Here is a 19,725-nt window from a genome sequence, read left to right as displayed (position 1 = left end):
GTGATCATGTTCTTCACATAGTCAGCGTGCCCCGGGCAGTCCACGTGCGCATAGTGACGGTTGGCCGTCTCGTACTCCACGTGCGCGGTGTTGATCGTGATCCCGCGCGCCTTCTCTTCGGGCGCCGCGTCGATCTGGTCGTAGGCCTTAGCTTCGCCGCCGAACTTCGCCGACAGCACCGTCGCGATCGCCGCCGTCAGAGTCGTCTTGCCATGGTCAACGTGACCAATCGTGCCCACGTTCACGTGCGGCTTCGTGCGGGTGAATTTTCCTTTTGCCATTTTCTATCCTTGAAGAGCAGGCCCGTGTAGGGTTTTACGTCTGCACTGTGTTGCTGCTTCCCTCGCCACGGGCAACGAGGGGCACACAGTCGCAGACAACTGAAAATTCGAGCTTACTTGGCGCGGGATGCAACGATGGCTTCAGCAACGTTGCGGGGAGCCTCGGAATAGTGCTTGAATTCCATCGTGTAGGTGGCTCGACCTTGGGTCGCCGAGCGCAAAGTAGTCGAGTAGCCGAACATTTCGGACAAGGGGACTTCGGCCTTGATGACCTTGCCGCCACCGATCATGTCGTCCATGCCCTGGACCATGCCACGGCGAGAGGATAGATCGCCCATCACGTTACCCGCGTAATCTTCAGGCGTCTCGACTTCCACCGCCATCATCGGCTCGAGGATCACGGGGCTTGCCTTGCGGGCCCCTTCCTTGAAGCCGAAGATTGCGGCCATCTTGAATGCCATCTCGTTCGAGTCCACGTCGTGGTACGAGCCGAAATGCAGCGTGACCTTAACGTCTACGACCGGGTAACCCGCCAACACGCCTTGGCCCAGGGCTTCAATGACACCCTTTTCAACCGCGGGGATGTACTCGCGCGGCACCACGCCGCCCTTGATTGCGTCGACGAATTCGAAGCCCTTGCCAGCTTCGTTCGGCTCAAGCTTGAGCACAACGTGACCGTACTGTCCCTTACCGCCTGATTGACGGACGAACTTGCCTTCAGCATCTTCGACGGTCTTGCGGATGGTTTCGCGGTAAGCAACCTGCGGCTTGCCGACATTGGCTTCAACGCCAAACTCGCGCTTCATGCGATCAACGATGATTTCGAGGTGGAGCTCGCCCATGCCCGAAATAATGGTCTGCCCAGATTCTTCATCGGTTCGAACGCGGAACGATGGATCTTCCGAGGCGAGACGCTGCAGTGCGATGCCCATCTTTTCCTGATCGGCCTTGGTCTTCGGCTCCACAGCCTGCGAGATAACCGGCTCTGGGAACTCCATGCGCTCGAGGGTAATGACGGAGTCGGGATCGCAGAGCGTTTCGCCGGTAGTCACGTCTTTCAGTCCCACACAGGCGGCGATGTCGCCAGCGCGAATTTCCTCGATCTCCAAGCGCTCGTTAGCGTGCATCTGGACGATACGACCGATGCGCTCCTTCTTGCCCTTCACCGGGTTGTAAACCGTGTCGCCCTTGCTCAGCACGCCGGAATAGACACGCACGAATGTGAGTTGACCCACGTATGGATCGGTCATCAGCTTGAACGCCAAGGCAGAGAACTTTTCGGCGTCGTCCGGCTTACGATTTACTTCCTTTTCGTCCTCGTCGGTGCCTCCGACGGGCGGAATATCCAAAGGCGAAGGCATGAGCTCGATCACTGCGTCGAGCATGCGCTGCACACCCTTATTCTTGAACGCACTGCCGCACAGCATCGGCTGAATCTCGCCGGCAATTGTGCGCGTACGCAGACCCAGAGTGATTTCGGCCTCGCTGAGGTCGCCCTCTTCAAGGTACTTGTTCATCAGCTCCTCGGAAGCCTCGGCCGCGCTCTCGATCATCTTCTCGCGCCACTCCTTGGCCGACTCCAGCAACTCGGCGGGGATGTCGCGGAACTCGAACTTCATACCCTGCGAGGCCTCGTCCCAGAAGATTGCCTTCATCTTGCGCAGATCGACGACTCCCTGGAACTTGTCCTCGGCACCGATGGGGATCACGATTGGCACGGGATTGGCGCGTAGACGATCAACCATCATCTGACGAACGCGGAAGAAGTTGGCGCCGACGCGGTCCATCTTGTTCACAAATGCGAGGCGCGGCACCTTGTACTTGTTTGCTTGGCGCCAAACCGTTTCGGATTGGGGCTGCACGCCGCCGACCGAGTCGTACACCATCACGGCGCCGTCCAGCACGCGCATGGAACGCTCCACCTCGATCGTGAAGTCCACGTGACCGGGGGTGTCAATGATGTTAATACGGTGCTCGGGGAAGGAGTGGTCCATGCCCTTCCAGAAACAGGTCACGGCGGCAGACGTGATCGTGATGCCGCGCTCCTGCTCTTGCTCCATCCAGTCGGTGGTCGCCGCACCATCGTGCACCTCGCCCAGCTTATGGGTGACACCCGTGTAGAAAAGAATGCGCTCGGTCGTGGTGGTCTTGCCGGCGTCGATGTGCGCGGAAATACCAATGTTGCGGTAGCGCTCGATGGGGGTCTTGCGTGACATGAAATTACTCCATTAACGGATGAAAGCCCGCCCACCGCATCGGTGGGTCGGGCTTCCAGCCAGCCTGATTAGGGGACGACTCTTTAGAAGCGGAAGTGGCTGAAGGCCTTGTTCGCCTCGGCCATGCGGTGCACTTCGTCACGCTTCTTCATAGCACCACCACGGCCTTCGGTGGCTTCCATGAGTTCGTTGGCCAAACGCAGGGCCATCGACTTTTCGCCGCGCTTGCGGGCGGCCTCCTTGATCCAGCGCATCGAGAGGGCGAGACGGCGAACCGGACGCACTTCAACAGGCACCTGGTAGTTCGCACCACCAACCCGGCGCGACTTCACTTCGACCATCGGCTTCACATTGTTGATGGCGATCGTGAAGGCCTCCAGCGGGTCCTTGCCCGGGTTCTTCTTCTCGATCTGGTCCAAGGCACCATAGATGATGCGTTCTGCGACCGCCTTCTTGCCGCCTTCCATGATCACGTTCATGAATTTCGACAGCTCGACATTGCCGTACTTGGGATCCGGCAGGATTTCACGTTTGGGGACTTCGCGACGACGTGGCATATTTCTAACCTCTTTGCTTCAGTTGGCACCGGCTTCCGGCACCGCGAGAGCCGACTAGAGCCCTCACTTACTCGACCCAAAAGCGGGTCACTTCGCTCGATTGCCCGCCAAGGCAATTGAGCACCGCTGAACGACAGAAAGCGTTAAGCCTTCTTAGGGCGCTTTGCGCCGTACTTGGAGCGCGACTGCTTGCGATCCTTCACGCCCTGCAGGTCCAGGGAACCGCGAACGATGTGATAGCGAACTCCGGGCAGATCCTTTACACGACCGCCACGAACCAGCACGACGCTATGTTCCTGGAGATTGTGGCCTTCGCCGCCAATGTAGGAAATGACTTCGAAGCCATTGGTCAGGCGCACCTTGGCAACCTTGCGCAATGCCGAGTTCGGCTTCTTCGGGGTTGTGGTGTAGACCCGGGTGCAGACGCCACGACGTTGCGGCGAGTTCTGCATGGCAGGGCTCTTCGACTTGATCTTTTCGACCTCGCGACCCTGACGCACCAGTTGATTGATGGTTGGCATGAATGAATAAGTCCCAAAACACCCCGGCCAGATTCCTCTTCATGACGTGACATGGTGTAAGGAGGCCGGGAATAACGAAAACGTGAAACCCTTCGGATTTTTCCGAAAAGCCCGCGAGTATAGCAAGGCGGCAGATCCAGGGCAAATCAAAGACGATCGATTTCGCCGGGACTGCTACTTGATCCAGAGGCGGATTGCATCCCATGCACGGCCAAGGACACCTGCCTGATCAACTGCGCCAAGCGCCACCAGTGGCACGTCGGCGAGGGATTGATCTGCTAGCGTGATTTTCAGTGACCCGACCGGCTGATATTTGGCAAACGGGGCGACCAAAGGATCTGGACGGACCACTTGCGTCTTGATCTTGGTTGCGGAGCCTGCAGGAACTGCCACCACGATCGCCTCGGGCCTTCCCAGCTGGACAGTGCTCTCCTTGCCCTTCCAGACAGCAGGGGTCGCCACCGGTTGATTGGCCTCAAACAGGAGGACGTCATCAAACGACGTATAGCCCCAGTTCAAGAGCTTCTGGGATTCGTTGGCGCGCGCGTTTTCGCCGGAGGCCCCCAGCACGATCGAAATCAGGCGCCGCCCGCCGCTGAGGTTCGGGAAGTCGCGCTTGGCAGTCGCCACCAGGCAATAGCCCGCGGATTCGGTATGGCCTGTCTTGAGCCCATCGACCGTCGGATCGCGAAACAGCAGCAAATTCCGGCTGGTGTCGTTGGTGGAGGGTGTTCCCGGAAAGCGATACTTCTTGATCGCAAAGAAATGCATGTACTCGGGAAAGTCACGGATCAGTCGGGTCGCAAGGACGCCGAGATCACGCGCCGTGGTGGCTTGTCCCGGTGCCGCAAGCCCTTCCGGGTTCTTATAGACGGTGTTCTTTAGTCCGAGGACCTTGGCCTGATCGTTCATCGATTCGACGAAATGCTCGACGGTGCCTCCCACCGCTTCGGCCAGGACCATCGTGGCGTCGTTCGCCGACTGGACGATCATTCCCTTGATCAAATCTTCGGCCGGCACGTGCATTTTCGGATCGATGAACATACGCGAACCAGGCATCTTCCAGGCTCGAGCGCTGACTGGCAGTGGCTGTTCAAGAGTGATCTTCCTGGACTTCAGTGCATCGAAGACGAGATAGGCGGACATCAGCTTGGTCAGCGAACCGGGCTCGACAGGACTGTCGATGTCCTTCTGCGCCAGCATCTGGTTGGCCGTTACGTCCAGCAACAAGAAGCTGCGCGCAGCCACCTCCGGTGGTGCGGGCACTTGGGCGACCGCAGCTAGACAAAGGGAAGCGGCAGCGGCTACTGCAAACGCGCGCAGCGCCTTGACGAAGCGATTCATGAGGATGCGAAAAAGCGGACGCGGAAATTCGGGAATGCGAGGAGGAAGCTAGCCCGCGCGTAGGTGGCGGGTCACGAGATTCTTGAGCAGCGGCAATTGTCCGTGGAAGAAATGTCCGCCGCCCGGAACGACTGTCACAGGAAGTGCCTGCGGCCTTGCCCAGTCCATTACCGCAGCCAGCGGCACGGTGTCGTCCTGCTCGCCATGAATGACGAGAGCGCGTTCGTGCCACTCCGTCGGCAAACTGGAGACCGAAAATCGCGAGGCGGCCGTTCCGACGAGGACGATCTGGGAGATGTCCCGCGATCCCGAGAGCTTTTCGACGGCGCAACTCGCCACGAAGGCTCCGAACGAAAAACCGGCGATCGCCAAAGGCTCGCCAAGCGCCACTTGCTCGATCACGGAAAGCATGTCTTCGCATTCGCCGCGCCCTTCATCGTGGACGCCCTCGCTGGCCCCGATGCCGCGAAAATTGAAGCGCACCGCAATCCAGCCGCAGGCAACGAAAGCGCGAGCAAGCGTCTGGACGACCTTGTTGTCCATCGTCCCGCCAAAAAGCGGGTGAGGATGCGCGATGACTGCCACACCGCGCGGCGGGATTCCTTCAACCGCCGGGTCGCGGAGGACCTCGATGGCGCCAGCTGCGCCATTCAGCAGGAGTCTTTCAGTGTGCGAATTCATTGGCGGGAGATCAACGACCTACGTCCGGCGGGAGCAGCAGGCGCTCGACGATCTGGCCGTTTTTCAGGTGAGACTCGACGATTTCGTCGATGTCGTCCTTATCGACGAAGGTGTACCAGACGCCTTCCGGATAGACCACAGCCACAGGGCCGCCGGCGCATCGATCCAGGCAGCCCGCCTTGTTGACGCGGACCTTTCCCGGCCCGGACAATCCCGCCTCCTTGACGCGCGCCTTGCAGCGATCGAACCCGCCCTGGGCGTTGTGCTTGGAGCAAGAGTCTTCGCTGCTCTTGCGTTCGTTCAGGCAGAAGAAGATGTGGCGGCCGTAGTAACTCGCTGGCGCGGGGGGGCTTGTTCTGGACATCGGGTCATTGTAGGGAGCGCGGCAGCGCCGATGCATTCACGGGGACAAGGTCGCTCCGCCTAGGAGACTCCCCGTGAGCGACCCGACAACACCGCCAGGACATATCCCAAAGTGGCAAAGGGCCAGATCCATCCCAGCCACTGCGCCAGTCCATGGAATCGTATGAACCGCCCCTGCTCCCAAGTTGCGAGGGTCTGGGCAAAGTAGGCACTTTCCGGCGCCTGGTTCAACAGGCTGAGATGCACCACGACCGCCACAAGAAGCAATGCCGCGCAAAGCCGTCGCTTCGATGGCAGGAGAAGAACGCCCACGAAGAGCGCGGCCGCGATGCCGATCTGGACCGGCAGACTCAGCCAAGCCCACGCGTGCGTCGGACCGTAACTCAGGGCTGCCGACAAAGCCGTTGTCGCAATACCGACCAGCAGCGTCAGCGGCAGCAGTATTGCGCGGCGCACGATAGAGCGCGTGATCAAAAAACCGAGCAGGCAAGGCACCAATGCGCCCAGCATGACGCAGAGCATTTCCACGCCTGGGACCAGCGGCTCGAGCTCGAACTGGCGGACAGGCAGCCAGTCGATAAATGGCGTGTCCACAAGCCATTCGGAGATTCCGTTTTCGACACGCTCGAACACTTGCCCGAGGCCGAACGTTACCGCAGCGGGAAACAACAATGCGGGTGGCCAGAGTGCAAGCAGGACAAGGCCCCCGCGAGACTCTTCGACGAACCACGTGGAGCGGGTCCGATGCCAGTGCGCAACAGCGCCAAAGTGCTCGAATGCCACTGCGAGCACCGCTCCAAGAAGGGCTCCGGCGGTGTTCAGCCCCAGGTCGACGTTCGAGGGAATGCGCGCGGGCAGATAGCTTTGCAGAGTCTCCATTGCGAAGGAGACTGCCGCACCCACAGCTGTCGCGCGAAAAATGGTTGGGGCTGCGCCCGTTCCGGGCCGAGCGCGGACGATGGAGACGGCCGCCAGGAAACCCAATGGCAAGTAGCCCACGACGTTGATTCCAAAATCAAACGCTGTCCAGTATCTGGGCCATGGGGCAGCCAGGTATGCCCACGGAGCAATCCCCTGGTCGCGCCATTCGGAGAAAGGATAAAGGCTTGCGTAGACGATGAGCGCCGCGTACGCCAGTGTCAGCGGAAGGGCGACGGATTTGTGCGGCGCTGCCACGGGGCTCAGAAAGGCTTGACGACAACCAGCACTACGATTCCGAGCAAAAGAAACACCGGCAGTTCGTTGAACCATCGGTACCAGCGGTGACTGCGCCGGACATCGCCAGCCAGGAAGTGGCGCAAGAGCACGCCGCATGCGTGGTGGTAACCGATCACGAGAAGCACCAGCGCCAGCTTCGCGTGCATCCAGTCGTTGCCGGGACCGCGGCCAATGCCATAGCCGAGCCATAGCCAGGCGCCGAAGCCGATTGCCGGGACCGCGAGGAATGTAGTGAAGCGAAAAAGCTTTCGCGCCATGAGCAAAAGCCGCGCACGTTCCGAAACTGACTCGGGCGCGACCATCGCCAGATTGACGAAGATTCGCGGCAAATAGAACAGGCCCGCAAACCAGCTGGTGATGAAGACGATGTGCAGCGATTTGACCCAAAGCATGGTGCTGCAGTGTAGTGGGTGTGCCTGAAGGCAAAAAAAAGCCCGGCGCCAAAAACGCCGGGCTGGGAAGCCCTTTTGCTGTCACACATCAAGGCACCCGCTCAGGGAGGAAAAGCGGGGAGCGGCAAGCCGCCCAAGACAGAATTTAACAAAGGCAAAACAACCTATCAAGCTAACGGTGACTTTTTTCGAACATTCGGCTTGGAAACGCAACAAGAAGAGTTCGTTTTCGCGCGATTTTGTTTGGAGCTGACTCAAAGAGGCCAAAGAGTTCTCGGATGTCTTGGGGCACAATTTTCGACATGACCCTTCATGCCCCCTTCCCCGCAGGTCGGCCGCGCCGCCTTCGCCGGGACGCCTTCACGCGCAACCTGGTACGCGAGCACAGGCTCTCGGCGCACGACCTGATCTATCCCGTTTTCGTGCAAGAAGGGGAAAAGCGACGCGACGCGGTCCCCTCGATGCCGGGGGTGGAGCGGCTGAGCCTGGACACCCTTTTGCTCGTGGCCGAGGAATGCGTTGAACTGGGCGTTCCGGTGATCGCCTTGTTTCCCGTGATCGACCCAAGTCTCAAGACGCCGGGAGGCGATGAAGCTTGCAATCCGAACGGCCTGGTTCCGCGGGTGGTTGCGGCGTTGAAGGCAAGGTTCCCGGAACTCGGAGTGATGACCGACGTCGCGCTGGACCCTTACACCAGCCATGGCCAGGACGGCCTCCTCGACGAGACCGGGTACATCCTCAACGATCCCACAGTAGAAGTACTGGTCAAGCAGGCACTCACGCAATCGCAGGCAGGCGTGGACATCGTGGCACCAAGCGACATGATGGACGGCCGGATCGGCGCGATCCGCCATGCGCTGGAAGCGCGTGGCGACATTCACACGCGGATCATGGCCTACAGCGCGAAGTACGCCAGCGCCTTCTATGGGCCATTTCGCGATGCGGTCGGTTCGGCCACAAACCTTGGCAAGAGCAACAAGAAGGTCTACCAGATGGACCCCGGCAACAGCGACGAAGCCTTGCGCGAAGTCGCGATTGACATCGCCGAGGGCGCGGACATGGTGATGGTCAAGCCCGGGATGCCGTACCTCGACATTGTTCGGCGAGTGAAGGACGAGTTCCATGTGCCGACATTCGCCTACCAGGTAAGCGGTGAATACGCGATGCTCAAGGCGGCGGCACAGAACGGTTGGCTCGACCACGACGGAGTGATGCTCGAGAGCCTCCTGGCATTCAAGCGGGCCGGGGCTGATGGTGTGCTCACCTATTTCGCGCTCGAGGCAGCGCGGCTGCTGAAGCAGGGTTGAGAGGCAAACGAGGCTGCAGCAGGCACATAAAAAAAGAGCCGGTCGGCGCTCGCGCGCCGTCCGGCTCTTTTTTTATTTGCTCAGCAGACAGCCAGAATTACTTGGCCGTGGCTGCGCCTTCCTTTTGGGCTTGAACGCGCGGCTGAGCCTGATTGTTCATGGTCGAGATCACACGGCTGTTCACGCGCGAACCAGCCGATACGTTCTGGTCCGGAGCGCTCGCGGTGGCGATGGCTTGAGCGCGAACCGTGGCCGAATCAGCGACTGGCTTGAACGGCTCCGCACCACGGGAACCGCGGGGGATGTTCTGGTCAGCGGCGGAAGCGGCACGAATGGCTTCGGCACCGACTTCGTCGCGGCTCTTTGCCGAGACGCTCGTTTGCACGCCTTGGTACGTTTCGGCCTGAGCGCCTGCGGCAGCGAGGATCGAGAGAGCGGCAGCGGCGAGGATTTTCGAGGTCTTCATTTTTCAGTTCCTTTGATTCGTCGGAGTTTTTGAGCCAGGCTCGCTGTCGCTGGCCTGTGCGTTGAAGTTTCCGGTGAATCACCATGGGGAAAACACTGAGAAAAGAGACACGGCGTTTCCTCGGCGGAAACAATGTTGTGCCCTATTGCAGCCAGCCTGAAGCTGGACCCGCGCGCTTGCGAGATCCGGCTCCGTCGCGATCCGAGGATCAGAGACCAGCTTGTTGCGTCACCGGACGCACGATGTTGTATTGCGACGGAATGACGCTGTTCACAAAAGCTTTGCGATCCAGGTTCTGGTTCGCTTCGTGAGCCGTCGCGACTGCTTGGGCGCGGATGGCCGAGCGATCAGCAGAAGCGGTCAGTGCAGGTGCCACGCGCGACGACGTTGCTTCGGCATACGGGTTGTCGGTGCGGGCTGCAACGACGGCTTGCGCATTCACGTCGGCGCGGCTGTTTGCAGACACCGGTGCGTGAACGCCGTCATAGGTTTCGGCTTGCGCACCAGCGGCGGCGAGAATCGAGAGAGCGGCTGCAGCGATGATCTTCAAGGCGTTCATTTCAGTGTTCCTTCATTGACTTGGGAGGGATGTCGTTCATCCAGATCAGCCTTCGCTGTTCTGTGAGGTGGAAGCTTACGACTGAAGAGTAGGTATAAACCCCTATGAAAATGAACCGCCGTGTTCGTCAAACAGAAACAATAGGAATTGAATGGACGGTCTTGATCTACTCAAAACCTTTCGCGAAGTTGCCGCCCGAGGCAGCTTTTCGCGCGCGGCAACCGCGCTCGGCATGTCCAAGGCTAACGTCAGCAAGTACGTGGCCCATCTCGAAGAGCGGTTCGGCGTACGGCTGCTCAACCGCTCGACGCGCTCCGTCAGCTTGACCGACGCCGGCCACTTGCTGCTCGAGCGTAGCAAGCCGCTGATGGAAATGATCGAACTCACGCAAAGTGAACTGCAGGATCACGCCGGCCATCCGCGTGGACGGCTGCGGATCACGGCGCCGCACGGGCTCGCCCAGAGCACATTCCCTGACTTGGTTGGCGAGTTCATGTCCATGTACCCGGATGTGCACTTGAGCCTGCACATGAGCAACCGTGTCATCGACCTGGTCGAGGAAGGCGTCGACATCGCTCTGCGCCTCGGACGCATCCGAGACGAAAACCTGATCGTCCGGCGATTGCAGGTGATGGATCTGGCGCTTTGCGCCACACCCAGCTATTGGGCCAAGCGCGGCCTGCCCGAAAAGCCGGACGACATGCGCCAGCATGACGTCCTGACGTACTCATTGCTGGGCACCACGCCGAGCCTGCCGTTCGAGGTCGACGGAGAGCCCTACAGCGTTCCGGTGTCCAGCCGCATGGACGCCAACGACACCGCCTTGCTGACGGCCATTGCGCTCACCGGACTCGGCGCGGTGTGCGTTCCGATGGCGATGGCTCAGCCCCACATCGAGCGCGGTGCGCTCGTGCCGGTGTTGAAGGACTACATGCCGACCGATCTATGGCTGTATGCGGCATATACCCAGCGCCGCCACAACAGTGCCGCACTGCGCGCGCTGCTCGACTTCCTGGAGTTGCGCATCCGAAAGTCAGAGCGACCGATCAAATCGACGCGGCGCATTGCGCCCCGGCGCCGCAGCCCGGCAAAGGCGCCGAGCTGAGGCTCCCTGCGCTCAAACAGCGAGATGCTTGGCGAAGAAGGCGACGGTCCGTCGCCGTGCAAGCTTGGCGGCTTCGGCGTCATAGGAGCCGCGCTGATCGCAGTTGAAACCGTGTCCGCATTCGTAGACATGCACCTCGACGTCAGGATGCGCCTTCTTGAAAGCTTCAACTGTGTCGAGTGGGATCCAGTGGTCATTGCTGCCGAAGTGCGCGAGCACCGGCACATTCGGTTTGAGCGCGCTTTCCTCCGGCGTGGTCATTCCGCCGCCGTAGTAAGGCGCCGCGGCCGCGAGGCCGGACACCTTTGCCGCGGCGCGCCACGTCAGCAGGCCGCCCCAGCAATAACCCACGATGCCGACCTTGCCGGCCTTCGCTGCATAGTCGACTGCCGCCTGCAAGTCCTGCAGCACGCCCGGAGCCGGAAGGGCTTCGACGGCCGTCTTCAGCGCGAAGCCGGCCTTCATGTCGTCTTCCGAGTAGCCCAGCTCGACGCCCTGCTTCACGCGGTGGAAAGTCGCCGGCGCGACCGCCAGGTAGCCATCGGCGGCATAGCCGTCCGCCACGGAGCGGATGTGCGAATTCACGCCAAAAATCTCCTGAACGACCACCACGGCGCCCTTGGGCTTGCCGGACGGCTCCGCGACATACGCGGGAAACTTGAAGCCGTCTTTGGCGGTGAGTTCGATAAATTGACCCATGGTCATGCTCCTGCGGTTGATGGTTGTTGTTTGAGGGCTCGTTCGACGAACTCCAGGCGATCCTGGCCCCAGAAGATTTCGCCATCGACGACATAGCTGGGTGCGCCAAAGACCTTGGCGTCGATCGCCTGCTGTGTGTAGTCCTCGTAGCGCTCCTGCACGGCCTGGCTGAGCGACTGCTCGACCCGGCGCGGCGAAAGCCCGTGCTCGGTGACGAGCGCCTCGAGCACCTTCGGATCGGCAATGTTGCGCTCTTGCACCCACACAGCGGCAAAGATGGCGCCGCAGAGCTTCAACGCGACTTCGGTGCCGTCGTGGAGGTCTACCGCGATGATGAGCCGTGCCGCGTCGTCGCTGGCAACAGGAAAGAACTTGGGCTTCAGGTTCAGCGGAATGTCCAGGTGACGCGAAAAGCGGGCGAGTTCGACCAGCCTGTAGGCCTGCCGCTGCGGCGCGCGCTTGCCCAGAGGGAGGCCCCCGGAAACCGGAAAAACCGCGCCGACGTCGATCGGCCTTATCCGCACATCGGCATTGCAGGACTTTGCAATGTCGGTGAATCTCGCATGCCCGAGATAGGTCCATGGGCTTTGCGGCGTGAAGTAGTAGTCGATGCTGCGGCTCACGGGCGTCTCCTCGGTGTGTAATCCATGCGGTCGTTTTTAACTGAGGCACGGCTTCCGTGCAGGAGGTGGGATTTGAACCAGGTGCTTCTGATCACCGGCGGCAGCCGTGGAATCGGCGCCGCTACCGCCCTGCTGGCTGCGCAGCGAGGGTACGCGGTCGCGATCAACTACACGCGCAATTCGCTGGCCGCCGACGAGGTCGTCCGAACCATCCGCGCAGGCGGCGGAACCGCAATCACAGTGCAAGCCGACGTGGGCGATGAAGCGCAGGTGCGGGCCATGTTCGAGAAGGTGGACGCCAAGCTCGGCCCGCTGACCGGGCTGGTCAACAACGCCGGTGTGGTCGACATGCAGGCGCGAGTGGACGAGATGACGGTGGAGCGTCTGGAACGCATGATGCGCATCAACGTGATCGGCAGCTTCGTGTGCGCCCGCGAGGCCGTCCGGCGCATGAGCACGCGGCACGGCGGGAGCGGCGGCGCCATCGTGAACCTCTCCAGCGCCGCGGCGCGGCTCGGATCGCCGGGCCAGTACGTCGACTACGCGGCGAGCAAGGGCGCCATCGACAGCTTCACCATCGGCTTGGCCAAGGAGGTTGCCGATGAAGGCATTCGCGTCAATGCCGTGCGGCCTGGGCTGATCGACACTGAGATCCATGCGTCCGGCGGACTTCCCGATCGGGCTGCGCAGCTCGCACCGACTGTCCCCATGAAGCGCACAGGCAGCGCCGAAGAAGTCGCCAACGGAATTGTCTGGCTGCTTTCGGCAGAGGCGAGCTACGTCACGGCAACAATTCTCGATGTGACAGGCGGGCGCTAGATGGCCAACCAGACGATGGACCTGATCAAGCCGCTGATCACGCTGCTGGCCATCGTGAACCCCCTGGCGATCGTGCCGTTCTTCATCCACTATACGCACGGTTGCACCGAACAGCAGCGCAGGCGCACAGCCTGGGTGTCCGCTTTCAGTGCGTTCGTCGTGATAGCGGTCAGCGCGCTATTGGGGCTGCAGCTGCTTTCGTTCTTCGGCATCTCGATCGCGAGCTTTCAGGTCGGTGGGGGCATGTTGCTGCTGATGAGTTCCCTGAGCATGCTCAACGCTCAGCCGGCCGAATCGAAATCCACTAGCGACGAAATCCGCGCAGCCGAAGTGAAGGCTTCACTCGGCGCCTCCATTGCGGTGGTGCCGCTCACCATTCCGTTGCTGACCGGACCGGCGACCATGTCGACGGTGGTCATCTTTGCCGAAAGAGCGCAGCACGTCTGGGAACTCGCGGTCCTGGTCGGCTACGGCGTCGTGATCGGTGTCGCGACCGGCGTCACGTTTTCGCTGGCGGAGCCGATCGCGAGAGTGCTTGGCAAGACGGGCATCAACGTGATGACGCGTTTGATGGGGCTTATCCTCGCCGCCTTGGCGGTCGAAGTGATGTCCGTCGGACTCAGTACGCTCTTCCCGGTGCTTCGTCGGACCCTTTGAAGCTGCGGTTATCGCGCTACCAGTTCGACGATCCGAGACGTGACGGCGCCGCCATCCAACAGAAGTTCGGCCGCCGAGATCGGCAGCTTGAACCGCCTGGGTCCTGCGCTGCCGGGATTGATGTACAGGACGCCGTCTCTTTCCCGTGCAAGCGGCCGATGCGAGTGCCCTGACATCACCACACGCACGCCTGCAGCGGCGGGATCGATGTCCAGTTGCCCCAGGTCGTGAATCGCATACACGCGCACGCCATCGATTTCGATCACCGCCGTGTCCGGCACGTCCTTCGCCCACGGCGCCATGTCGTTGTTGCCGCGCACTGCGGTCACCGGGGCAATGGCGGCCAGTTCGTCGAGGATCCGTTGCTCGCCGATGTCGCCGCCATGAATGATGTGCTGACAGCCGCGCAGGAAGGCCAGCGCTTCGGGCCTCAGCAGGCCATGGGTGTCAGAAATGAGTCCGATACGCTGCATGCCGCGGCTCCGGTCGATTCAGCGAGCCTGCGCCACCCAGGCCACCAGATCTGCAACGACGGCATCGGTGGCCGCGGCGAGCGCTTTCACTCCTCCGGGCGCGTCGTTGCTCGGCGCGGGCCTCCGCGCCGCGAAACTTCGTTGCGCGAGGACGCGATCGCCGCCCGCGTTGCTGCGTATGAGCGTGGCATTCACGCGAACCCATCCTGCGCTCTTGTCCGGCGATTCGAAGAAATGGCTGAACTCCTCAAGCGATACACGCAGCGTGTCGGGCACCCGGCCTTGGGTGCGGGCGATCATCGCGCTCTCCTCCGGGCCGAGCACGGTCCGGTCCGCGGCCAAGGCGTCGCGCACGCGCTGACGCAGCAATTGGGCGGGCGGCTGGCTCCAGCGCGATTGACCGTAGGGGTGAACTTCGTTCGCATCGGCATAGCCAAGGCGGTAGAGCATCTGAGTGCCGTCCAGGCGTGACGAGGCGTCGAAATCGGCCAGTGCTAGCGTCGGCAGCGCCGGCGTGGCCGCTGGTGCTGCTGCGGGCGTTGTCGCCAGAGGTCCGGGGCCGAAATCGTAAAGCGTCGCACGAGCGGGCTTGTCGGGCAAAGCGCCGCACCCCCCCAAGGCGATGAGGGCCGCGAAGCTGCCGATCGCCAACAAGCGACCTGCACCAGATTCGGCCGCGGCGATCTTCAGTGCGTCACGTATTTTCATGATGGTGTCTTCAATGGCGGGCGGTCGAACCAGACGGCGACGTGAAGCCTGGCTCACCCGGTCCCGCGTCCACGCCGCCCGTACCGAACAGCAGCGATTGTGGGTTCTCGTTGATGCCCTCCGCCGCGCGCCCGAGGCGGCGCACGGCCCTCGAAGTGTCGTCCGCAACTCGGTTCACGCGTGGCAAGGTGGCCGTGTTGAATGAATCCACCGCCTGCGACAGAGCCTTCGTACCTTCGCCCAGTCGATCGATCGGCCCGTCCGCGGCATTGAGGCGGCCGACGGTGGTATTGAGATTCTTGGCAACGCGCGAAACATCACCGGCCGCAGCCTTGACGGTGATCATCGTGTCCTTGGTGCGATCCACCAGCGGCGGGAGCGCCTTGAGCGCCGGGTTCAGGCCCGTCTTCACTGTGTTGTCCAGCGAGCGCGTGAGTTCATTGGCACTGGCCGCCGCCTGCGAGATGTTCTCGAGCGCGTCCGCAATGCGCTTCTGGTTCTCGCTGCTGAAGAGCGTATTGATGCGGCCCGTCGCTTCCTCGACCTTGCCGATGATCGCCTCGCCCCGGTCCTGCAGTTGAGCAAGCAGCGATGGCTTGAGCGGAATGCGCGGCGGATTGCTGTTGTCGGGCACCAATGCCACCTGCGACTCTCCCTTGTCGTCGAGCGCAATGAAAGCCAGCCCGGTCACGCCTTGATAGCTCAGGGTGGCAAAGGTCGACGTCGTGAGCGGCACGCGTTCGTCAACGGTGATGCGCACGCGGACATTGCCCTTGACCTTGGGGTCGAAGTCGATCGATGCCACCTTGCCGACCGCGATGCCGCGATAACGGACCATCGCCTGCGGCTGCAGTCCACTGACCGCGTCGCGGGTGGACAGCTCATAGATGTTGCGCACGGTGTCGTCGCGCGTGAGCCAGACCACCAGGGCGACAAGCACCGCGATGAGGCCGAGCACAAAGGCTCCGGCGGCGAGGGCGTGGGCCTTGTTTTCCATGGCAGCTACCTTTCGAACGAGGGGGCCGCACCGCTGCCCGTGCGAGCAGCAAGCGGCGCTGGCGCGGAGTGGTCATGCAGCGCCTCCATGGCGCGCTGGCCACGGCCGCCGAGAAAGTATTCGTGGATGAACGGATGGGGATAGGCGATCACGTCGCGTGCCGTTCCGGCGACGATGACCTTCTGGTCCGCCAGCACTGCAATGCGCGTGCTCAGCTCGAAGAGCGTGTCCAGGTCATGCGTGACCATCACCACCGTGAGTCCGAGTTCGCGATGCAATCCGAGCAGCAAATCGCAGAAGCCGTCGGCCCCTTCGGGATCGAGGCCGGCCGTGGGTTCGTCGAGCAACAGCAATGGCGGGTCCATGATCAAAGCCCGCGCCAGTGCCACCCGCTTGATCATCCCGCCGGACAAATCGGCAGGGCTCTTGGACGCGTGCTTCGGATCCAGGCCGACCATTTGCAACTTGACCAGCGCGGCGTCCCGGATCAGATCGTTGGGCAGCAGCTTGAGCTCCCTCAGCGGAAACGCGATGTTGTCGAGAACGCTGAATGCGGAGAACAGCGCTCCGTGCTGAAAGAGCATGCCGACATTGGCGGCTTCCTTGGCGCCGAGTTGCCCCGGTAGATGTCCCAGCACGGTGACCTCGCCCTTGGTCGGATGCTCGAGCCCCAGAATCTGGCGCAACAGCACGGTCTTGCCGGTGCCCGATCCGCCCACGAGCGACAGGACTTCTCCGCGCTGGATCGTGAGGTCGAGATCGCGATGCACCACCTGTTCGCCATCCGGCGACTTGAAGACGGTCCAGAGCTTGCGGATATCAACCACAGGCGAGGACGCATTGCCGCTTGTTGCTTCGGCCATCAGCGAAACCCCACGCCTTTGAAGAGCACCGCGAACAGTGCATCGACGAGGATCACGACCGTGATGGACGCCACCACCGACGATGTCGTGCCCCGGCCGAGGCTCTCGGTGTTCGGTTTGACTTTCATGCCGAAGTAGCAGCCGATCAGCGCAATGAGAATGCCGAAGACGGCCGACTTCGCCATTGCCAGCCAGAGGTTGGACATCGGCACCGCGCGCGGCAGCGCCGACATGAAATATGCAGGAGAGATGTCGAGCGAGAGATCGGCAGCGATCATTCCGCCGGACAGCGCCGCCATCGAGGTCCACATGCTGATGAGCGGCATTGCGATCGCCAGCGCCAGCACGCGGGGCATCACGAGCCTGAAGCCGTGCGGAATGCCCATCACGCGCATGGCGTCGAGTTCCTCGGTCACTCGCATGACGCCGATCTGCGCGGTGATGGCCGAGCCGGAACGCCCGGCGATCAACACCGCGGCCAGCACGGGGCCGAGTTCGCGGATCAGTGACAAGCCAAGGATGTTCACGATGAAGGTTTCAGCCCCGTACTGCCGCAATTGCTGGGACGTAAGGTAAGCCAATACCACCCCGATCAGGAGGCCCACCAGCGCGGTGATCGGCAATGCCGTGGTGCCGAACTGATAAATCTGCCCCGAAAAGTCCCGCCAGGGGCCGCGATGCGGCGCCCGCACAAGCCTGCCGATGTCCAGTGTGAGTTGCCCGATGAGTCGTAGAAAATCGCGCGCCACGAACATCATGCGCGGGCCGTTGTGCGCAAAGGCCTTGAAACGATCGGCCAGCGTCAAACCGGGTTCGGCAGGTGCGCTGCAGGTGTACAGGGCGACCTGGTCCAGCACGGCCTTGTGCTGCGAGTCCATCTCGACCTTCGCCGGCCACGCCTGGTGCCAATGGTTCCAGAGCAATTGCGCGCCGATGTGGTCGAGCTGCTCGATCGGCCGCAAATCCCAGAGCCGATCGTCGTTGGCCGGAACGCCGGCGAGATTGCTCGACAGCGCGTCCCAGGTTCGGCGCGAAGACATCGCGAGCGCCGTCCAGCGGCCGCTGGCCACGGCCCAGTTTCCGTCGTCCTGTCGGCGCTCCTCCACGCGCGGCCTGATGCTTTCGGCATCTTGCGCTACGGCGGGCGACAGGGACTCGGAGGGCATGCTGTGGTGGTTGGGAAAGACAGTAGCGTGCAACATCGTAACCGCGCGAGTCGGCAGCAGGACTCGGGGCCAACGTTTGCCACAATCAATGGTTGAATCGATTTCCGGTCGATTTCCCATTCACGCAATCAGCCGGCCCGGCGCCGGTAGGAGAACGTCATGCAGATGAGCAAGACCCCCATCCATCATTACATCGGCGGCCGCGTCGCTGCGCCGAAGTCTACGCGCAGCCAGGACGTCTTCAATCCGGCGACCGGCGTGGCAACGGGCACTGTGGCGCTGGCCGGCCGCAGCGACGTCGACGCGGCTGTAGCCGCCGCACAGGCGGCGTTCCCGGCATGGGCCGACACACCGCCGATCCGCCGGGCCCGCGTGATGTTCAAGTTCCTCGAACTTCTCAACAAGCACAAGGACGAACTCGCTCATCTGATCACCGCCGAGCACGGCAAGGTCTTCACCGACGCGCAAGGCGAAGTCACGAGAGGCATCGACGTCGTCGAATTCGCGTGCGGCATCCCGCAGCTTCTCAAGGGGGACTACACCGATCAGGTCTCCACGGGCATCGACAACTGGACGATGCGCCAGCCGCTGGGCGTGGTCGCCGGCATCACGCCCTTCAACTTTCCCGTGATGGTTCCGATGTGGATGTTCCCGGTCGCCATCGCCGCGGGCAATACCTTCGTGCTCAAGCCCAGCCCGACGGATCCGAGCCCTTCACTGCGAATGGCCGAATTGCTCAAGGAAGCCGGACTGCCCGACGGCGTGTTCAACGTGGTCCAGGGCGACAAGGAAGCGGTCGACGCGCTGCTCGAACATGCGGACGTCAAAGCCATCAGCTTTGTCGGTTCGACGCCCATTGCCAACTACATCTACGAGACCGGCGCACGGCACGGCAAGCGCGTGCAGGCCTTGGGCGGCGCGAAGAACCACATGGTGGTGATGCCCGATGCGGACATCGAGCAGACGGTGGACGCGCTGATTGGTTCGGGCTACGGGTCGGCTGGCGAGCGCTGCATGGCGATCAGCGTGGCGGTGCTGGTCGGCGGTGTGGCCGACAAGATCATGCCGCTCCTTGCCGAACGCGCCAGGACGTTGAAGATCAAGAACGGCACCGAGCTGGATGCGGAGATGGGGCCGATCGTCACCCGCGCTGCCCACGAGCGCATCACGGGCTACATCGCCCAAGGCGAGAAGGAAGGCGCGAAGCTGGTAGTGGACGGGCGCGGCTTCAGCGGCAAGGCGGCTGGCGAAGGCTGCGACGATGGCTTCTGGATGGGCGGCACGCTGTTCGACAACGTCACGCCCGACATGCGCATCTACAAGGAAGAGATCTTCGGCCCGGTGCTTTCGTGCCTGCGCGTGCACGACCTGAAGGAAGCCGTCGACCTGATCAACGCCCATGAGTTCGGCAACGGCGTCTCGTGCTTCACGCGTGACGGCAACGTGGCGCGCGAGTTCTCGCGGCGCATCCAGGTCGGGATGGTGGGCATCAACGTGCCGATCCCGGTGCCGATGGCATGGCATGGCTTCGGCGGCTGGAAGAAGAGCCTGTTCGGCGACATGCATGCCTACGGGGAAGAAGGCGTGCGCTTCTATACGAAGCAGAAATCGATCATGCAGCGCTGGCCGGAGAGCATCGGCAAGGGGGCCGAATTCGTGATGCCGACGGCTAGATGATTGGCCCCCCGGCTTTTCACTGCGCTTCGCTTC

23 protein-coding genes are annotated in these 19,725 nt (G+C 62.0%); 5 read left to right on the top strand and 18 right to left on the bottom strand.

Annotation, left to right across the window (positions count from 1 at the left end; all coding sequences use genetic code 11):
• The 9 genes from AC1DMA_RS17045 to AC1DMA_RS17005 form a co-directional block, all read right to left on the bottom strand.
• Positions 1–281, bottom strand: a 281-nt coding sequence (locus AC1DMA_RS17045) for a GTP-binding protein (protein WP_478128708.1), incomplete at its 3' end; no start/stop codon positions are given.
• Between the two features lie 113 nt (positions 282–394).
• Positions 395–2,497, bottom strand: coding sequence for an elongation factor G (fusA, locus tag AC1DMA_RS17040; RefSeq protein ID WP_478128811.1), 2,103 nt, complete (start codon positions 2,495–2,497; stop codon positions 395–397).
• Positions 2,498–2,580: 83 nt separating this feature from the next.
• Positions 2,581–3,054 (bottom strand): 30S ribosomal protein S7, encoded by a 474-nt coding sequence (rpsG, locus tag AC1DMA_RS17035; RefSeq protein ID WP_077002363.1) that lies wholly within the window; start codon positions 3,052–3,054, stop codon positions 2,581–2,583.
• A 143-nt stretch (positions 3,055–3,197) separates the two neighbouring features.
• The gene (rpsL, locus tag AC1DMA_RS17030; RefSeq protein WP_028249584.1) at positions 3,198–3,575 is read right to left on the bottom strand and encodes a 30S ribosomal protein S12; all 378 of its coding nucleotides are present in this window, start codon (positions 3,573–3,575) and stop codon (positions 3,198–3,200) included.
• Between the two features lie 174 nt (positions 3,576–3,749).
• Positions 3,750–4,919: a D-alanyl-D-alanine carboxypeptidase family protein gene (locus tag AC1DMA_RS17025; protein WP_478144931.1), complete on the bottom strand. Its 1,170-nt coding sequence runs from the start codon at positions 4,917–4,919 to the stop codon at positions 3,750–3,752.
• A 48-nt stretch (positions 4,920–4,967) separates the two neighbouring features.
• The gene (locus AC1DMA_RS17020; RefSeq protein ID WP_478128813.1) at positions 4,968–5,600 is read right to left on the bottom strand and encodes an alpha/beta hydrolase; all 633 of its coding nucleotides are present in this window, start codon (positions 5,598–5,600) and stop codon (positions 4,968–4,970) included.
• 10 nt (positions 5,601–5,610) lie between these two features.
• Complete coding sequence (locus AC1DMA_RS17015; RefSeq protein ID WP_478144930.1) at positions 5,611–5,964, bottom strand: (2Fe-2S) ferredoxin domain-containing protein; 354 nt, start codon at positions 5,962–5,964, stop codon at positions 5,611–5,613.
• Between the two features lie 59 nt (positions 5,965–6,023).
• Complete coding sequence (locus AC1DMA_RS17010) at positions 6,024–7,139, bottom strand: VanZ family protein (RefSeq protein ID WP_478128815.1); 1,116 nt, start codon at positions 7,137–7,139, stop codon at positions 6,024–6,026.
• 5 nt (positions 7,140–7,144) lie between these two features.
• A complete protein-coding gene (locus AC1DMA_RS17005; RefSeq protein WP_478128816.1) occupies positions 7,145–7,573 on the bottom strand; it encodes a CopD family protein in 429 nt (142 codons plus the stop codon).
• Positions 7,574–7,875: 302 nt separating this feature from the next.
• Between AC1DMA_RS17005 and hemB the strand changes: the two genes are divergently transcribed.
• The gene (hemB, locus tag AC1DMA_RS17000) at positions 7,876–8,880 is read left to right on the top strand and encodes a porphobilinogen synthase (RefSeq protein ID WP_478128817.1); all 1,005 of its coding nucleotides are present in this window, start codon (positions 7,876–7,878) and stop codon (positions 8,878–8,880) included.
• A gap of 97 nt (positions 8,881–8,977) precedes the next feature.
• On the opposite strand, the gene AC1DMA_RS16995 is transcribed toward hemB, so the two are convergent.
• Both AC1DMA_RS16995 and AC1DMA_RS16990 read right to left on the bottom strand, forming a co-directional pair.
• Positions 8,978–9,346 (bottom strand): DUF4148 domain-containing protein, encoded by a 369-nt coding sequence (locus AC1DMA_RS16995; protein ID WP_478128818.1) that lies wholly within the window; start codon positions 9,344–9,346, stop codon positions 8,978–8,980.
• A gap of 208 nt (positions 9,347–9,554) precedes the next feature.
• Positions 9,555–9,905 (bottom strand): alpha/beta hydrolase, encoded by a 351-nt coding sequence (locus AC1DMA_RS16990; protein WP_478128819.1) that lies wholly within the window; start codon positions 9,903–9,905, stop codon positions 9,555–9,557.
• A gap of 151 nt (positions 9,906–10,056) precedes the next feature.
• On the opposite strand from AC1DMA_RS16990, the gene AC1DMA_RS16985 reads away from it, so the two are divergent.
• Positions 10,057–11,010 (top strand): LysR family transcriptional regulator, encoded by a 954-nt coding sequence (locus AC1DMA_RS16985; protein ID WP_478128820.1) that lies wholly within the window; start codon positions 10,057–10,059, stop codon positions 11,008–11,010.
• 12 nt (positions 11,011–11,022) lie between these two features.
• Here AC1DMA_RS16985 and AC1DMA_RS16980 read toward each other — a convergent pair whose 3' ends face one another.
• Positions 11,023–11,709 carry a dienelactone hydrolase family protein gene (locus AC1DMA_RS16980; protein WP_478144929.1) on the bottom strand — a complete coding sequence of 229 codons (687 nt, stop codon included), beginning with the start codon at positions 11,707–11,709 and terminating at the stop codon, positions 11,023–11,025.
• Positions 11,710–11,711: 2 nt separating this feature from the next.
• Positions 11,712–12,332: a DsbA family protein gene (locus tag AC1DMA_RS16975; RefSeq protein WP_478128822.1), complete on the bottom strand. Its 621-nt coding sequence runs from the start codon at positions 12,330–12,332 to the stop codon at positions 11,712–11,714.
• 72 nt (positions 12,333–12,404) lie between these two features.
• Between AC1DMA_RS16975 and AC1DMA_RS16970 the strand changes: the two genes are divergently transcribed.
• Together AC1DMA_RS16970 and AC1DMA_RS16965 are read left to right on the top strand one after the other, a co-directional pair.
• Positions 12,405–13,151: an SDR family oxidoreductase gene (locus AC1DMA_RS16970; protein WP_478128823.1), complete on the top strand. Its 747-nt coding sequence runs from the start codon at positions 12,405–12,407 to the stop codon at positions 13,149–13,151.
• Complete coding sequence (locus AC1DMA_RS16965; protein WP_478128824.1) at positions 13,152–13,808, top strand: MarC family protein; 657 nt, start codon at positions 13,152–13,154, stop codon at positions 13,806–13,808.
• A gap of 8 nt (positions 13,809–13,816) precedes the next feature.
• Here AC1DMA_RS16965 and AC1DMA_RS16960 read toward each other — a convergent pair whose 3' ends face one another.
• From AC1DMA_RS16960 to AC1DMA_RS16940, 5 genes are read right to left on the bottom strand one after another with little or no spacing between them, the layout of a single operon-like run.
• Positions 13,817–14,281, bottom strand: a complete 465-nt coding sequence (locus tag AC1DMA_RS16960; protein WP_478128825.1) for a metallophosphoesterase family protein — start codon at positions 14,279–14,281, stop codon at positions 13,817–13,819.
• An 18-nt stretch (positions 14,282–14,299) separates the two neighbouring features.
• Positions 14,300–14,989 (bottom strand): ABC-type transport auxiliary lipoprotein family protein, encoded by a 690-nt coding sequence (locus tag AC1DMA_RS16955; protein ID WP_478144928.1) that lies wholly within the window; start codon positions 14,987–14,989, stop codon positions 14,300–14,302.
• Between the two features lie 10 nt (positions 14,990–14,999).
• A complete protein-coding gene (locus AC1DMA_RS16950) occupies positions 15,000–15,986 on the bottom strand; it encodes an MlaD family protein (protein ID WP_478144927.1) in 987 nt (328 codons plus the stop codon).
• A gap of 5 nt (positions 15,987–15,991) precedes the next feature.
• Positions 15,992–16,849, bottom strand: coding sequence for an ABC transporter ATP-binding protein (locus AC1DMA_RS16945; protein WP_478128828.1), 858 nt, complete (start codon positions 16,847–16,849; stop codon positions 15,992–15,994).
• Positions 16,849–18,015: an MlaE family ABC transporter permease gene (locus AC1DMA_RS16940; protein WP_478128829.1), complete on the bottom strand. Its 1,167-nt coding sequence runs from the start codon at positions 18,013–18,015 to the stop codon at positions 16,849–16,851. The genes AC1DMA_RS16945 and AC1DMA_RS16940 overlap by 1 nt, the downstream gene beginning before the upstream one ends.
• 165 nt (positions 18,016–18,180) lie before the next feature.
• Between AC1DMA_RS16940 and AC1DMA_RS16935 the strand changes: the two genes are divergently transcribed.
• Positions 18,181–19,692, top strand: a complete 1,512-nt coding sequence (locus tag AC1DMA_RS16935) for a CoA-acylating methylmalonate-semialdehyde dehydrogenase (RefSeq protein WP_478144943.1) — start codon at positions 18,181–18,183, stop codon at positions 19,690–19,692.
• The last annotated feature ends 33 nt before the right edge of the window (positions 19,693–19,725 follow it).

The sequence above is a fragment of the Variovorax sp. 05N34 genome (assembly GCF_056397405.1).
Note: the sequence above shows the minus strand (reverse complement) of the source record. Positions and strands in the feature narration are given on the sequence as shown.